Genomic DNA, 16,793 nt, shown 5'->3' with positions numbered 1-16,793 from the left:
CAAACTGCAAACCACGGCGCCACGGATCTTTACAACAAGGCCGGCTTACGCCGGCCTTAATCAATGGTCCTACATCACCAGACGGCGAATGTCGGCCAGGGTGTTATTGATGATGGTGATAAAGCGCGCACCGTCCGCACCGTCGATGACGCGGTGGTCGAAGGAGAGCGAAATCGGCATCATCAGGCGCGGCATAAATTCTTTGCCGTTCCACACCGGCTCCATCGCCGACTTGGAAACGCCGAGGATAGCCACTTCCGGCGCGTTAACGATCGGCGCAAAGTGGGTGGTTCCCAGGCCACCAATGCTGGAGATGGTGAAGCAACCACCCTGCATTTCGCCCGCGGTCAGTTTACCATCACGCGCTTTTTTCGAGATGGCGGTCAGTTCGCGCGACAGCTCAACAATCCCTTTCTTGTTGACGTCCTTGAAGACCGGAACCACCAGGCCATTTGGCGTATCAACCGCCACGCCGATGTTGATGTATTTTTTCAGCGTCAGCTTCTGCGCATCTTCAGACAGCGAGCTGTTAAAGCGCGGCATCTGCTCAAGTGCAGCTGCTACCGCTTTCATGATAAACACCACCGGGGTGAACTTCACGTCCAGCTTACGCTTCTCTGCTTCGGCGTTCTGCTGCTTACGGAACGCTTCCAGATCGGTGATGTCGGTTTTGTCAAAGTGGGTAACGTGCGGGATCATCACCCAGTTACGGCTCAGGTTAGCACCAGAAATTTTCTGGATGCGGCCCAGCTCGACTTCTTCAACTTCACCAAACTTGCTGTAGTCCACTTTGGGCCACGGCAGCATGCCCGGCATTCCGCCACCGGCAGCCGCCGGCGCTTCGGCACGTTTCACCGCGTCTTTCACGTAGCTCTGCACGTCTTCTTTCAGAATACGTGATTTGCGTCCGGTGCCCTTGACCTTCGCCAGGTTAACGCCGAATTCACGCGCCAGACGGCGGATAACCGGGGTGGCGTGCACGTAGGCATCGTTTTCCGCAAATTCAGACTTCGCCTCTGCTTTGGCAGGAGCCGCGGCCGGCGCGGCTTTTTCTTCCTGCTTAGCCGCAGCAGGTGCTGCCGCTTCAGTTTTCGCCGCCGGAGCGGCGGCAGGCGCCGCGCCCTCAACGTCAAAGACCATCACCAGAGAACCGGTGCTGACCTTATCGCCAGCGCTGATTTTGATCTCTTTCACCGTACCGGCGAATGGCGCAGGCACTTCCATTGAGGCTTTGTCACCTTCAACGGTAAGGATCGACTGTTCTGCTTCAACCTTGTCGCCGACTTTCACCATGATCTCGGTGACTTCAACCTCGTCGCCGCCGATATCCGGTACGTTCACTTCTTTCGCCGCGCTGGCTGCTGCCGGAGCAGGAGCAGCAGCCGGGGCCGCCTCCTGCTTCTCTTCAGCTGCTGCCGGTGCTGCTGCATCGCCAGCCGCTTCGAAGATCATAATCAGCTTACCGGTTTCAACCCGGTCGCCGGTGGCGATTTTGATCTCTTTCACCACGCCAGCCTGTGGCGAAGGCACTTCCATTGAGGCTTTGTCGCCTTCGACCACCAGTATTGACTGCTCAACTTCTACCGTGTCGCCAACCTTGACCAGGATCTCGGTGACTTCAACTTCGTCCGCCCCGATATCAGGAACATTAATTTCGATAGCCATTACTCTATTACCTCTTATGCCAGACGCGGGTTAACTTTATCAGCATCGATGTCGAATTTAGCGATCGCTTCTGCTACCACTTTCTTATCGATTTCGCCACGTTTAGCCAGTTCGCCCAGCGCGGCAACGACCACGTAAGATGCGTCCACTTCAAAGTGGTGACGCAGATTTTCACGGCTGTCTGAACGACCGAAACCGTCAGTACCCAGTACGCGATAATCGCTAGCCGGGATGAAGCTGCGCACCTGCTCGGCAAACAGTTTCATGTAGTCGGTAGACGCCACGGCCGGGGCATCGTTCATCACCTGGGCGATGTACGGTACGCGGGCTTCTTCGGTTGGGTGCAGCATATTCCAGCGCTCGCAGTCCTGACCGTCACGGGCCAGTTCGGTGAACGAGGTCACGCTGTAGACGTCAGAACCTACGCCGTAGTCCTTCGCCAGGATCTCTGCCGCTTCACGGACGTGACGCAGAATAGAACCTGAACCCAGCAGCTGTACTTTGCCTTTGCTACCTTCGATCGTGTCCAGCTTGTAGATACCCTTACGGATACCCTCTTCTGCACCGGCCGGCATAGCAGGCATGTGGTAGTTTTCGTTCAGCGTGGTGATGTAGTAATAGATGTTTTCCTGCGCTTCACCGTACATACGCACCAGGCCGTCATGCATGATAACCGCCACTTCATAGGCGTAGGCCGGATCGTAGGAGATACAGTTCGGGATAGTCAGCGACTGAATGTGGCTGTGGCCATCTTCATGCTGCAAGCCTTCGCCGTTCAGGGTGGTACGACCGGAGGTGCCGCCGACCAGGAAGCCGCGCGCCTGCTGGTCGCCCGCTGCCCAGCACAGATCGCCGATACGCTGGAAGCCAAACATTGAGTAGTAGATATAGAACGGGATCATCGGCAGATTGTTGGTGCTGTAAGACGTTGCCGCCGCCAGCCAAGATGCGCCTGCCCCCAGTTCGTTGATCCCTTCCTGTAGGATCTGACCTTTCTCGTCTTCTTTATAGTAAGCAACCTGCTCACGGTCCTGCGGGGTGTACTGCTGGCCGTTCGGGCTGTAGATACCGATCTGACGGAACAGACCTTCCATACCGAAGGTACGCGCTTCGTCGGCGATGATCGGCACCAAGCGATCTTTGATCGACGGGTTTTTCAGCATCACGTTCAGGGCACGTACAAAGGCGATGGTGGTGGAGATCTCTTTGTTCTGCTCGTCCAGCAGCTGACGGAAATCTTCCAGCGCCGGCATTTCCAGCTTCTCGCTGAACTTCGCTTCACGCGTTGGCAGGTAACCGCCCAGCTTTTCGCGCTGGCCGTGCAGGTAGTTATACTCGTCTGACCCTTTTTCGAAGGTCACGTACGGCAGTTTTTCGATGTTGGCATCGTCAACCGGCACGTTGAAACGATCGCGGATGTAGCGCACGCCATCCATGTTCATTTTCTTCACCTGGTGAGCAATGTTTTTGCCCTCCGCGGTTTCACCCATACCGTAACCTTTCACGGTATGCGCCAGGATCACCACCGGCTTACCTTTGGTGTCCTGCGCTTTTTTCAGCGCGGCGTAGATTTTCTTCGGATCGTGACCACCACGGTTCAGTGACCAGATTTCGTCGTCGGTCATCTCTTTCACCAGCTCGGCGGTTTCCGGATAGCGACCGAAGAAGTGCTCGCGCACGTAGGCACCGCTCTTCGATTTGAAGGTCTGGTAGTCACCGTCAACGGTTTCGTTCATCAGCTGGATCAGCTTGCCGCTGGTATCTTTACGCAGCAGCTCGTCCCAACGACCGCCCCAGATCACTTTGATCACTTCCCAACCGGCGCCACCAAAGATGCCGTCCAGTTCGTTAATGATCTTGCCGTTACCGGTGACCGGGCCGTCCAGGCGTTGCAGGTTACAGTTGATGATGAACACCAGGTTATCCAGCTTTTCGCGGGTGGCGATAGTGATCGCCCCTTTGGATTCCGGCTCGTCCATCTCACCGTCGCCGAGGAAGGCGTAAACGGTCTGGGCAGAGGTGTCTTTCAGGCCACGGTGTTCCAGATATTTCAGGAATTTAGCCTGATAGATAGCGCCCAACGGGCCAAGACCCATAGAAACGGTTGGGAACTGCCAGAAGTCAGGCATCAGTTTAGGATGCGGGTAAGAGGACAGGCCTTTACCGTCCACTTCCTGACGGAAGTTGTTCAGCTGGTCTTCGGTCAGGCGGCCTTCAAGGAAGGCGCGGGCATAGACGCCCGGAGAGATGTGGCCCTGGAAGTAAACCAGATCGCCGCCGTCTTTTTCGGTGCGCGCACGGAAGAAGTGGTTAAAGCACACTTCATACACGGTGGCAGAAGACTGGAAGGAGGACATATGGCCACCCAGTTCCAGATCTTTTTTCGACGCACGCAGAACGGTCATGATCGCATTCCAACGGATAGCGGAACGGATACGGCGCTCTAAAGAAGCGTTGCCCGGATATTCCGGCTCATCTTCAACGGCAATAGAGTTGATGTACTGACTGGCGGACGTACCGGCAGCCACCTTAACGCCACCTTTACGTGCTCCGCTCAGTACCTGGTCGATCAGATACTGTGCGCGCTCAACACCTTCTTCACGGATGACCGACTCGATCGCTTCTAACCAGTCGCGAGTTTCCATCGGATCCACGTCATTGTTTAAACGTTCTGACATGGGGGTATTCCTTATCTGTGTCTAATTTCGTTGAATTGTCTGGAACCTGTCTCTCTGTGCTCTGATCCTCTGCAAAACACAGAGAGACAGGTCCTTCGTGAGTCACATACCGTTATCGGGTACGTGCCGCGTTATCTTTACGCGTTAGTCTTTACGTTGCTGTAAACGGCGCAGGGAGCGTTCTCTACGAGTCTGTTCCCGGCTTCTGTCCAGCAATACTTCCTCGATAAACGCCAGATGGCGGTGTGAGGCTTCACGCGCCTTTTCCGGCTCGCGTGCCACAATCGCCGTGAAAATACTGGCGCGGTGTTCGCTAACCCGCGCCAGCATTTCACGGCGCGAGTAGAGCATTTCAAAGTTCTGTCTGACGTTCTGTTCCAGCATCGGCCCCATGCTACGCAATAAATGCAGCAGCACGACATTATGTGCCGCTTCTGTGACAGCAATCTGATACTGCATCACGGCATTGGCTTCCGCATCCAGATCGCCACTTTGTTGCGCCGTCTGAATCTGCAGATGGCAGTCGCGAATACGTGCCAGGTCTTCGTCCGTACCGCGCAGCGCGGCGTAATAGGCAGCAATGCCTTCCAGCGCATGACGCGTTTCTAACAGGTCAAACTGGGATTCAGAATGGCTGGCCAGTAATTCAGCCAGCGGGTCGCTCAGGCTTTTCCACAGACTTTTCTGCACAAAAGTGCCTCCCCCCTGACGGCGTAATAACAGCCCCTTTGCTTCCAGACGCTGGATAGCTTCACGCAGTGAGGGACGGGAGACGTCAAACTGCAAGGCCAGCTCACGCTCGGGCAGCAGTTTCTCTCCGGGACGCAGCGTCCCTTCCATTATCAGGGACTCAAGCTGTTGCTCAATAACATCAGAGAGCTTTGGTTGGCGGATCTTGCTGTAGGCCATCATCCCTTCTTTGTACGATTAGCCGAAGTAAATTGGTAATACCAATTCCAAAAAGGTGCCAGTAAACTAACAAAGTATTCACCTGATGTCCATATGGTAACCCATGGAAAGCAGACCCTGCCCTCGTCCCCCATCAGCGCTCAGGCATCCTGTTACCCTCCTCTCAGCTGGAGATAAAATTGTTACATAAGATCGTTTTTTTGAAACGAGGCAGCGAGTTACTGCACAAAATCACGGTGGGTCATAAGAGAATATTATTCGTCATTCTGCTGATTTTGTGACAAAAGAAGGAACGGTGTTACCTGATACGAACGCCGTATTTTTACGCAACCTTACTTACATAATACGAAACCAGGTGCATTAGTCGGCTCATATCACTATTCTCTGCGCTGGGATAGCTTTTGCCCGATATTTAGCTTATTAGCGGCGTAAAGTTTTCAATACATTACGGTAATACCGTCACGCACCGGATTGCAGGTAGATGGCGAGCTCTCTCACCAGGATGAGCGTAGATGGCCACATCATCGGATGATATGTACAGCTGATAACTCTGCGGCTTAGTGCACGCCGGGAAGTTAAGCCTGACACAGACATTAATAAGAACGAGGTTTCTATGGAACAACAGCAGGGCGACACGCTGAAACGCGGCTTGAAAAACCGCCATATTCAGCTGATCGCGTTGGGCGGGGCCGTCGGTACGGGCCTTTTCCTCGGTAGCGCATCGGTGATCCAATCCGCCGGTCCCGGCGTCATACTCGGCTATGCCATTGCCGGATTTATCGCTTTCCTGATTATGCGCCAGCTGGGTGAAATGGTGGTGGAAGAGCCGGTAGCCGGCAGCTTCAGCCACTTTGCCTATAAATACTGGGGTAACTTTGCCGGTTTCGCCTCTGGCTGGAACTACTGGGTACTGTACGTGCTGGTCGCCATGGCCGAACTGACCGCGGTAGGGAAGTATATTCAGTTCTGGTACCCGGAAATCCCCACCTGGATGTCTGCCGCCGTCTTCTTCGTGCTGATTAACGCCATCAACCTGACGAATGTGAAAGTGTTTGGTGAGATGGAGTTCTGGTTCGCCATCATTAAAGTGGTGGCCGTAGTTGCCATGATCCTGTTCGGCTGCTGGCTGCTGTTCAGCGGCAACGGTGGACCACAGGCTACCGTGCGCAACCTGTGGCAGCAGGGCGGCTTCCTGCCTCATGGATTTACCGGGCTGGTGATGATGATGGCGATCATCATGTTCTCATTCGGCGGCCTGGAGCTGGTCGGGATCACCGCAGCCGAAGCGGACAACCCGGAAACCAGCATTCCTAAAGCCACTAACCAGGTGATTTACCGCATCCTGATTTTCTATGTCGGGTCGCTGGCCGTGCTGCTGTCCCTGATGCCGTGGACGCGGGTCACCGCCGATACCAGCCCCTTCGTGCTGATCTTCCACGAGCTAGGGGATGCGCTGGTGGCAAACGCCCTGAACGTGGTGATCCTGACCGCCGCGCTGTCGGTGTATAACAGCTGCGTTTATTGCAACAGCCGCATGCTGTTTGGCCTGGCGCAGCAGGGCAACGCCCCTAAAGCGCTGCTGAAAGTGGACCGTCGCGGCGTGCCGGTGGCGTCTATTCTGTTCTCTGCCGTGGCTACGGCTTTCTGCGTGCTGCTCAACTACCTGATGCCGGGCGAAGCCTTTGGCCTGCTGATGGCGCTGGTGGTATCGGCTCTGGTGATCAACTGGGCGATGATCAGCCTGGCGCATATGAAGTTTCGCCGTAAGAAAGATCGGCAAGGGATAAAAACCCGCTTCCCGGCGTTGTTCTATCCGCTGGGAAACTGGCTCTGCCTGCTGTTTATGGTCGCAATCCTGGTGCTGATGGCCATCACGCCGGGTATGGCGATTTCCGTCTGGCTGATCCCGGTATGGGTGCTGATCCTTGCCGTGGGCTACTGGATTAAAACCCGCAGCCAGCGCGCGTAATCATTACACGCGCTTCTGATTCGGCCAGCCGTGCTGGCCGAATTGTTATCTGCCTCACATTTAATACTCTCCACGCGTTTAATCCATCTTTGCGGCGTTTTTCACCTGCACATCCCCTCCGTTAAGAGTCAATACTCTGCTGTACCAACCACAGTGGGAGAACGATCCATGAAGGGCACAGCACTCTCTGTCCGTGAGAAAATTGGCTACGGAATGGGCGATGCCGGGTGCAACATGATCGGCGGCGCCATCATGCTGTTTCTCAACTACTTCTATACCGATGTCTTTGGCCTTGCCCCGGCGCTGGTCGGCGTTTTGCTGCTATCGGTCAGGGTACTGGATGCGATAACCGATCCGATAATGGGCGCAATTGCCGACCGCACCCGAAGCCGCTGGGGGCGTTTTCGTCCGTGGCTGCTGTGGATCTCCCTACCCTACGTGCTGTTCAGCGTGATGATGTTTACCACCCCCGACTGGAGCGATGACAACAAGGTGATCTACGCCTTTGTCACCTATTTCCTGATGTCGCTGACCTACACTGCCATCAATATTCCCTACTGCTCGCTGGGCGGCGTGATCACCAGCGATCCGGGCGAGCGGGTCTCCTGCCAGTCTTACCGCTTCGTGATGGTCGGGATTGCCACCCTGATCCTTTCCCTTTCCCTGCTGCCGATGGCCGAGTGGTTTGGCGGCGTGGATAAAGCGCGCGGTTATCAAATGGCGATGAGCGTGCTGGCGCTGATCGGCCTGTTGATGTTTCTGTTCTGCTTCGCCACGGTGCGCGAGCGCATCCGCCCCGCGGTGCCCAGTCATGATGATTTAAAGGCCGACCTGCGTGACGTGTGGAAAAACGACCAGTGGGTGCGCATTCTGCTGCTGACGCTGTGTAACGTCTGCCCCGGATTTATCCGCATGGCCGCCACCATGTACTACGTTACCTGGGTCATGCAGCAGACAACCCAGTTCGCCACGCTGTTTATCAGTCTGGGCGTTGTCGGCATGATGATCGGCAGCACGCTGGCAAAAGTACTGACCGACCGCTGGTGCAAACTAAAGGTTTTCTTCTGGACAAATATCGCGCTGGCCGCGTTTTCCGGCGGTTTTTACTTCCTCGATCCGCACGCCACCCTCCTGGTGCTGGTGATGTATTTCCTGCTCAACATCCTGCATCAGATCCCTTCTCCGCTGCACTGGTCGCTGATGGCCGACGTCGATGACTACGGCGAATGGAAAACCGGTAAACGTATTACCGGCATCAGCTTCTCCGGCAATCTGTTCTTTCTTAAAGTGGGCCTGGCGGTAGCCGGAGCGATGGTCGGATTCCTGCTCTCGTGGTACGGCTACGATGCCGCCGCGCAACGGCAAAGCCCCGCCGCGCTGAACGGCATTGTGCTGCTGTTTACCGCCATTCCGGCGCTGGGTTACCTGATCACCGCGGGCGTGGTCAGGCTGTTAAAAACGGACCGCAGGCTGATGCAGCAGATCCAGGTTGACCTGCAACTGCGCCGCGCCAGCTATCAGGAGCTGAACGAGTATCAACACGACAAAGAGATGAACACACCATCACAAGGAGAGATGCGATGAGCCACTGGCCAAATCCGCTGATCGAACGGCGCGCGGACCCTTTTATCCTGCGCCATCGGGGCAGCTACTACTTTATCGCCTCAGTGCCGGAATACGATCGGCTGGAAATACGCAGGGCCGCAACCCTCGCGGGGCTGGCACAGGCAGCGGCCGTCACCGTGTGGAGGAAACACGCCCACGGGCCAATGAGTGCGCTGATTTGGGCGCCGGAGTTGCATCATATTGACGGTCAGTGGGTGATCTACTTTGCCGCCGCTCCGTCACCGGAGATTAAGGCGGGTCTGTTCCAGCACCGCATGTTTGCCCTGACCTGCGACGCTAATGACCCGCTCACGGGGGAATGGGTAGAGCGCGGGCAGATCCGCACGCCAATCGACAGCTTTTCGCTGGATGCCACCCACTTCGTGCACCAGGGTAAAAACTGGTATCTGTGGGCGCAGAAAGACCCGGCGATCCCCGGTAACTCCAACCTCTGGCTGGCGCAGCTGGCCACCCCCTGGCAAATCAGCGGCCAGCCGATCATGCTCAGTCGCCCTCAGTACGAATGGGAATGCGCCGGCTTCAGCGTCAATGAAGGCCCGGCGGCAATTCGCCACCAGCAGCGGCTGTTTATCAGCTATTCGGCCAGCGCCACCGATGAGAACTACTGCATGGGGCTGTTGTGGATTGACGCGGCTGCCGACCCGCTGGTAGCTGCTAACTGGCATAAATCTGCCGCGCCGGTGTTCACCAGCAGCTGGGATAATCGCCAGTACGGGCCGGGGCATAACAGCTTTACGCGGGGGGAGAACGGCGAGGATGTGCTGGTGTATCACGCGCGTAGCTACACCGAAATTGACGGCGACCCGCTGTATGACCCCGGCCGCCATACGCGGATCAAGCGTTTTGACTGGGATGCCGACGGCATGCCGCAGTTTGGGACGCCCCCGGCAGACAGCGTGATGTAAACGGTAAGTCACATTGACTGCAATAAACCGATTTTATTGCAGTAAAATATAGCACCACAAGGTATTCTCTTATTTTATATTTTGAGCGTATTCAATGCTAAAAAAACCAGTCAGGCTGAGGGAGCCTTGATGCCTCATGAGACAATATAAATTAAAGCGCATTATAACTAATGATTCCTTCACAACTGATACCCGCGAAAAACGTTGTAAACAGGTTGCTACATTCATATTAAGGGAGACGTAGATAACATCGATCTTTTATCCCTGCAAGCTCTTACCGTTGCACCTCAGACAAGCGTTGCGTGAAGATTATACATAATCCCTTTATGTATCTTATAACGCGTTAATAAGAAAAATAACGATTTAAACCTGTTAATAGCCAAATATTATTTGTTATGAAGAAATAATACTTACTCTAATTACAGGATGTTAAGCATGCCAATACCTTCGCCTCACCAATATAAATACGAATTTGCTGATCGAAAGCAACATGATGATCTTATTAACAAAATGGCAATACATCGCGGAAGGCATAGCGGCAATATAACCCGCCAGGATTTTTCCAATATATTTCTGCATTGCCTTTCCCGGGCGGCCAGCGACAATCGTAGCATAACGCTTGACAGCAGTAGCCACCCAGCGCCTGTGATTTACACCTCTGCGTGTCATTTAACTGACGCCAATCCGTATCCATACCTGAAATTGACCAGCTGGAAAGTTGGTACTTCAGACATTCAAGATGAAGGTCCATTTATTCATAATGGCCTCTGTTTAAACCAGCTTGAGCAAAAGGTGTGCCAGGCATTGGATAAGCTTATCCTGCTACAAACAGCAAAGCTGCCCGCAGACAGGCCGTACAGCATCCCCCACTGCACCGATTCAGCGGCCACGGCACAGGCGCCCGCCAATGGTATGACCACTCTGCTGGATAAAATTGAAGGAGTAGCCAGAATCGTTGGTGATTTTATTGCTTATTATGAACCGCTACAACTTCAGCGGGTGGAAGCGCTCCCTTACAGCACCAAAAATCTGGCTGAAGAACCATCAAATAATCGTAAAACCCATGATGAAATCACCATCAAAGATATCGATTCGAGAAGATTAAATGACAGTTCGGAAAAAAAACCCGAGCTTCATAAAATTGTCAGCGTGGGTCGGGAAGCTATGGACTCTTTTTTTGATGTCTACAAAAAAAAACCCCCCAACCTGAAAGAGCTGGCAAGAAAAATCCTTAAAGAAAAAATAGCGCAGCGTTTTCATTTAAACCTTGACCCTGACCGAGTTTTTTTTATGCAGTTTGACGTTAGCATGTATGAAGGTGACAGGTTACTTCAGTATGGGCCGCCCATAGCCAAAAAAACGCTGACGGAATATCTTTTTACTAACTTTGGCAGTGACGTTCAGGATTACCTGGTAAATGTGGATGCGGTGAGTGGGATCTATGATGCCTCACAGCAAAACGTCAGAATTCATGACGTAGCCGATGCAATAAAAATAAAACCTACGGACTTTATTAAGCTGATATGGGATATTGATTTTTATAGTTATGCGAAGGTGAAACTCACTGACGACTTCAGCCATCAGGATGAGCATATTAAAAATCATTTTATCTCCTTTATCAATCACCTTGATACGGCCCAGATTGACAGCGGTGCGGCTAAAGATGTTCTTAACGGAGTAGGACTGTTAAAAAACAACAACGTTATAGTCACTCCTTTTGATATTAATCAATACCGCGCTGCCGATGCCTTCACTTTCAGAAATAGAGACAATCAGCGTGTAACGCTATATTTTCCCAAAAGCGATTTCAAACTTATCTCTTTCAGGGGGGATTTTGAAATGCGCACATGGGTTACCAACGCCTGTGCCACTGAAGAACACAGAAAAATGCTGGCCTCGCACTTCACTCTGGCAAACAGGCAGGATGGCCTTTTTTACTACGGCGTGGATGCCTGGCTGAATTCGATTAATCTTGATAATGGCTATTCAGACAGAATTGCCATCTCATCAGTTGAAGTCCCGTCAGAGCACTTTTTTAGTGCATTATTTAACAGCGTAAAGGCTAAAACGTTCTCCGACCTGGACTCACAGATAAAATCCGATGCAGAGGTCAGGCGTGATATGTGGGAGGAGATGGTTGATGCATCGAATATCGTTCCTAACCCGGTATCGCCGTTCCTGTCTCTGGCTATGCATATTGAGCATGCCATCAATGCTGACACCTACAGGGAAAAAATGCAGGAATGGAGGAAGATTGAAAATGATATGGTTAATCTCATCGCCTTGGTGGTCCTGGATAAAATGATCAAATCACTTGGGTTTGAAGGATATGCGTTTATAAACGCAGTAAAGGAAGGAATCAATGAAGAACGAATTCTGGATATTAGCAATATGCTTGCTGGAGAAAATAAACCACAAGTGCCAGAATATGACATATTTAACCCCCAGTCTCCGGGATGGAACTGGTTATTTGATAATGATGAGGGTGTCGCCCATCCCGCTGAAGAAAATTACCCCACCGTTAATGAATCTCAATATTTCGATCCTGCCTCGCCAGAATGGGAATGGCTTCTCAAAGAGAAAAATGACATTCCTCAAAAAAAACCACACCTGAAAAAATTCTTACCAACAAGAAACATCTTTTATACTAAAAAAATTACCTCACTAAATGAATTTATATATAAATCTGTTTTCGAAAGGCTTCAAAGACATCCATTCGATATTTTCTATGGCATGGAAGATAATGATTTAGAATCACCTCAATACGTCAATCATGCAAGAACCAATTGCAGAGCCGCGTTAACATCATCTGGTAAGCACATTGAGTTAGCTCTTGATAAATTAAACAGTCTGGATTACGAAGAAAGAATCAAAAATTATCTATCTATTGCTCTTGATACGACAGACGACAGCATACTCACAGAAGCCTTATCCAGACTAAGATGTCAAGCAAAACGTACAGCCGATTATCTTACCGAATGCGAAGAAACTGGCTTTAAAAATATAGGGTTCGTATCGACAAAGCAGACCGTGAATCCGAGGAGCAAAATTTTATTTACTAGCGAAATAAAAGATCTTAATTATCTTAAAAATTTGGAACTGGGTTTTTCCTGTAAGCTGGACCCCTATCGAAGGATTTTTATTATGCTAGATAGCAGCCAGTCAATGAGAAAAGCAGGAACAGACATTCTTCACAGGAATGTCGATCTGGTCGATGGTATATTTATGCATGAAGCATCCCACCTGTCATCAGATACGATGGATTTTTGTTATAATTCTTTTTTTGACAGGATATTTGACGCAGGAAACCCAAAAACTCTCCTTGAGAAGTTTAACGGAATACTCACCAGTGATTCACTAAAGGAAAATAAAGATTTTGAATTGTTTATGCATATGGTTTATAGCCAACTTGGTATCACTGAACCCTATGATATTGATGTTGCCATCGAGATGATTAAAAATGACCCCATGCTGAAAGCCAACATGTTGATGAACAATGCGGATAATTTTGTTACGTTTATCAAATACCTGTCTGATTTAGATAATAACCTAAGGCAGACAAGGTCTCTAAAGTCAGATCCCAATACCGATTCTTATATAATGCTAATATTTACTGCAACAAGAAATCATTTTATCCTGTCGCCATAGAGTAGACCTCTTTAGACAGGAAAAATAACAATATGGATTTACCCTCCATTCTTACCATAGTAGAAAATTATTCAACGACCTTCCAATATCACAAACATCCTGCTATTAGCGTCTGCCAGGCATTGATGTTTTTATACCTTTGCAGATTATCATGCAGAAATCATTATACGTGAACGATTTACCTGACTTTCATCCGGTTAACCCTGTAAAACTCATCAAGCCGCTCACACCACTAAAAATGCAATTTATCACAGTGAATGGCCGCTCTTTATCACCTCTAAAATAAAACAGGACGTACAAATGCCAATTTCTCCGGCTCTGCAAAACACTCGCGATTTGTATACCCCTATTGCCCAGAAAGATTCGGTTTCTGACCTTTCGAAAAATCTTGGGCGACATAGCAATAATATCATGCGCCAGGATTTGTCTAATCTTTTTCTGCATTGCCTCTCACGAGCTACCTGCGCACGGCAAAGCTACGGTGATAACTCAACAGTCGGTAATAATACCCACACACAGCCTGTGATTTACCCGTCCAGCCATAATTTTATTTTCGTCAGTCAGTATCCCGCACAGTGCACGCATGGGATAAATAGCGCCCGAAGCGATCCGTTGGAAAAAAAACAAAAGAATGACGGCCACGAAGCGGATTTAATTCAGCTTGAACGGCAGGTATGCCAGGCGATTAAGAAGTTTACGCAACTACAGGCAAAAGAGCCTGCCCTGAAGAACCCGCACGCCGAAGTGATAGCTCCATTCGACCAGCCGGCGACCACGGCTATACGTGTTGGCAGTAAGATCATCCATCTGCTGAGTAAGATTGCAGGAATGCTGGATCAGGCTGGCAATTTTATCGTTTTTCATGACCCGATAAGATTTCCGCTCGCAGAGGCATTTCATCTAAGTCAAAATAACGCCGTTGGGGAGGGCGATGATAACCGTATTATAGAAAGTATTGAGGGGACTATTTTTCAGCTAAAAAATGCTTATGGTAAGATGGCGATAAAAGAAACGGAGCCCTGTCACTTTATTGCAACAGGACGGGAGGCATTGAAAAAATATGTTGAAAAATACGCCAGTCAATATCCAGATTTAAGAGATCTCGCTGCTACCGTTTTACGAGAAAGGATCGGCCGGAAATTTAATTTAGACATCGATCCTGACAAAAACTATTTCATCACATTTATGGAGCGTTTTGAAGATGGTGTAAACATTACTTATTTTATGCCCTTAATAAAGAAAACGCTCACTGAATGCCTTTTCACCAATTTTGGCAGCGATTTTTGGAAATATTATGTGCGGGTTGATGCGGTTAGTGCGATTTATGATATCTCTTATCTGAACTCTCATACTAAAAATTTTGAATTTGGTGACAGGATTAAAATAGACCCCACTAAATTCGGCGATCTGGTATGGGAGATAGATTTTTATAATTACGCTAAGCAAAAGCTAACTGAACAATATAAACATAAAAATGAACATATAAAAAATATTTTTATTTCATTTATCAATCATCTGGACAGCAGCGAGATTAACCGAAGTTCGGCCATAGATGTACTCAACGGCGTGGGATTGTTAAGGGATGGCAACGTCACCGTGACTCCTTTTGATATCAACGGCTACGGCGCGGCAAATGCTTTTGTTTTCAGAAATAAGAATAGTGGTCAGGTGACGCTATACTTACCCAAAAGTGATTTTAAGTTCTTCCCTTTCAGAGGTGATTTTGAGATGCGTTCATGGGTAACCAATGCCTGCGGGAGCGAAAAAAATCGGGCTATGATAGCTTCTCACTTCACTCTGGCAAACAGGAGGAGCAATCTATTTTACGATGGTATTGATGCCTGGCTAAAGACCCTCAGTGACGATAATCTTTATGTGGACAGAGTGGCGATAAATACAGCAGAGGTCAGTTCTGAAGTTTTTTTTTCAGATTTATTTACGTCCATAAAAAATAAAGCATTATCCGATCTCCACTCACAGATAAAATCAGATACCAGCGTGGGCCGTGATATTTATGAAGAGATGATTGAAGCATCAAATATCATTCCTAATCCGATATCCCCCTTCTTGTCACTGGCTATCCATATTGAACATGCTATAGATGCTGATACCTATGAAGAACAAATTCAGGAATGGAGCAAGATAAAGGATGATGCGGTGAGCTTCATCATGATGGTTGTTTTGGATAAGGCGATAAAACTACCTGATACAGAGGGATATGAGTTTATAGATTCGGTAAAAAAAGGATTCGATAGACCTATTCTAAGCATATTCACCGAAAGATTGAAAAAAAATGGTGAATTAACCATCAATGATGCCAGATATATTTATCGTGAAGCACCTGCCGGTGGGGGATTAACAGATGAGCAGATTGAGCATATTAAAACTATAAATGCATTTTTACCGATAAGAAAAGTACCCTTTGCTGAAGATATGGTAACGTTGACGGCGGATATGAATAGCTATATTACTCGTGACCTGTCGGGGCATCCATATGATTTATTCTACGGCTTTCATCAGGATAATTTAGCGCCTCCTTATATCACTCTTGCACGCACAAAATACCGTATGGCTTTTAGATCGGCACAAGAGAATATTGCTCTGGCAATTAGCCGGATAAGCGATCTGTCTTATGAACATGAAATTAAGGGATATCTTGCCCTGTCTCTTAACACTCGCAGTGAAAAAATACTCAGTGAAGCCCTGTTGAGGCTTAAAGGACAATTGGGGCGCGCGCGTGATTTTCTAAGTACATCTGAAATAAATGCCTATAACAATATCGTTATTGTATCCACCAGACGTATTGTAGACGTGTTAAACCCATTTAATTCCCATAGTACAATCGCAGATCAAAATGTTCTCAGAAAGATACCGCTGGCTTTTACGTATTTGGAAGACCCTGGCCGCAGGATATTCATCATGCTTGACTCTAATGTAGAGCATAAAGCCGTAGGCAGTTCCATTATGGAGATGAACGTTAACTATCTGGACTCTACCTTTATTCACGAAACCTCTCATTTAACATCCTGCACGTCGGACATTTGTTATAACGGTAGGTTTGAAGAAGTCTTTTTGCCTGGTGATACCCGTGCTCTGCGCCAACAACTCTATGACCAAATTGAAAGTGGTGAGTTAAAAAACAACATACACTTTAATCTATTTATGCGAACTGTCTACCAGCACTTTGGTATAACCCAACCTGTCGATGCTGAAACAGGTTTAAATATAATAAAAACCACCCCGATGTTAAAATCAAATTTAATCATGGACAATGCGGATAACTTCGTCGCTCATGTAAACACCTGGCAAACCTGGACTACGATAAAAGATTCAAAAGAGACTCGGATAAAGAAGATAACGGAGATAAGGATAATTACCGCTATCTGGGGTTAA

General features: G+C 49.4%; 8 protein-coding genes. 5 read left to right on the top strand and 3 right to left on the bottom strand.

Annotation, left to right across the window (positions count from 1 at the left end):
• Positions 1 to 69: 69 nt before the first annotated feature.
• The 3 genes from aceF to pdhR all read right to left on the bottom strand — a co-directional run bounded on the left by aceF (position 70) and on the right by pdhR (position 5,252).
• Complete coding sequence (gene aceF, locus ETA_RS05175; protein ID WP_012440563.1) at positions 70 to 1,665, bottom strand: pyruvate dehydrogenase complex dihydrolipoyllysine-residue acetyltransferase; 1,596 nt, start codon at positions 1,663 to 1,665, stop codon at positions 70 to 72.
• A 14-nt stretch (positions 1,666 to 1,679) separates the two neighbouring features.
• Positions 1,680 to 4,343, bottom strand: coding sequence for a pyruvate dehydrogenase (acetyl-transferring), homodimeric type (gene aceE / locus ETA_RS05170; RefSeq protein ID WP_012440562.1), 2,664 nt, complete (start codon positions 4,341 to 4,343; stop codon positions 1,680 to 1,682).
• 144 nt (positions 4,344 to 4,487) lie between these two features.
• On the bottom strand, positions 4,488 to 5,252 hold the full coding sequence (pdhR, locus tag ETA_RS05165) for a pyruvate dehydrogenase complex transcriptional repressor PdhR (RefSeq protein WP_012440561.1): 765 nt from the start codon (positions 5,250 to 5,252) through the stop codon (positions 4,488 to 4,490).
• 613 nt (positions 5,253 to 5,865) lie between these two features.
• Here pdhR and aroP point away from each other — a divergent pair.
• The 5 genes from aroP (at position 5,866) to ETA_RS05140 (ending at position 16,793) form a co-directional block, all read left to right on the top strand.
• The gene (gene aroP, locus ETA_RS05160; RefSeq protein WP_012440560.1) at positions 5,866 to 7,221 is read left to right on the top strand and encodes an aromatic amino acid transporter AroP; all 1,356 of its coding nucleotides are present in this window, start codon (positions 5,866 to 5,868) and stop codon (positions 7,219 to 7,221) included.
• A 168-nt stretch (positions 7,222 to 7,389) separates the two neighbouring features.
• Positions 7,390 to 8,805 (top strand): glycoside-pentoside-hexuronide (GPH):cation symporter, encoded by a 1,416-nt coding sequence (locus ETA_RS05155; RefSeq protein WP_012440559.1) that lies wholly within the window; start codon positions 7,390 to 7,392, stop codon positions 8,803 to 8,805.
• Positions 8,802 to 9,752, top strand: coding sequence for a glycoside hydrolase family 43 protein (locus tag ETA_RS05150; protein WP_012440558.1), 951 nt, complete (start codon positions 8,802 to 8,804; stop codon positions 9,750 to 9,752). The genes ETA_RS05155 and ETA_RS05150 overlap by 4 nt, the downstream gene beginning before the upstream one ends.
• Positions 9,753 to 10,187: 435 nt before the next feature.
• Entirely contained in the window at positions 10,188 to 13,400 is a 3,213-nt protein-coding gene (locus ETA_RS05145; RefSeq protein WP_042958675.1) for a dermonecrotic toxin domain-containing protein, read from the top strand.
• Between the two features lie 300 nt (positions 13,401 to 13,700).
• Positions 13,701 to 16,793 carry a dermonecrotic toxin domain-containing protein gene (locus tag ETA_RS05140; RefSeq protein WP_012440556.1) on the top strand — a complete coding sequence of 1,031 codons (3,093 nt, stop codon included), beginning with the start codon at positions 13,701 to 13,703 and terminating at the stop codon, positions 16,791 to 16,793.

The organism is Erwinia tasmaniensis Et1/99 (genome assembly GCF_000026185.1).
GTDB classification, from domain to species: Bacteria; Pseudomonadota; Gammaproteobacteria; order Enterobacterales; family Enterobacteriaceae; genus Erwinia; species Erwinia tasmaniensis.
Note: the sequence above shows the minus strand (reverse complement) of the source record. Positions and strands in the feature narration are given on the sequence as shown.

Bases quoted from the DNA above. Each gene is read 5' to 3' on its own strand.
- ETA_RS05145 (WP_042958675.1), top strand. From the start codon at position 10,188: ATGCCAATACCTTCGCCTCACCAATATAAATACGAATTTGCTGATCGA.
- aceE (WP_012440562.1), bottom strand. From the start codon at position 4,343: ATGTCAGAACGTTTAAACAATGACGTGGATCCGATGGAAACTCGCGAC.
- ETA_RS05150 (WP_012440558.1), top strand. From the start codon at position 8,802: ATGAGCCACTGGCCAAATCCGCTGATCGAACGGCGCGCGGACCCTTTT.
- ETA_RS05155 (WP_012440559.1), top strand. From the start codon at position 7,390: ATGAAGGGCACAGCACTCTCTGTCCGTGAGAAAATTGGCTACGGAATG.
- aceF (WP_012440563.1), bottom strand. From the start codon at position 1,665: ATGGCTATCGAAATTAATGTTCCTGATATCGGGGCGGACGAAGTTGAA.
- aroP (WP_012440560.1), top strand. From the start codon at position 5,866: ATGGAACAACAGCAGGGCGACACGCTGAAACGCGGCTTGAAAAACCGC.
- pdhR (WP_012440561.1), bottom strand. From the start codon at position 5,252: ATGGCCTACAGCAAGATCCGCCAACCAAAGCTCTCTGATGTTATTGAG.
- ETA_RS05140 (WP_012440556.1), top strand. From the start codon at position 13,701: ATGCCAATTTCTCCGGCTCTGCAAAACACTCGCGATTTGTATACCCCT.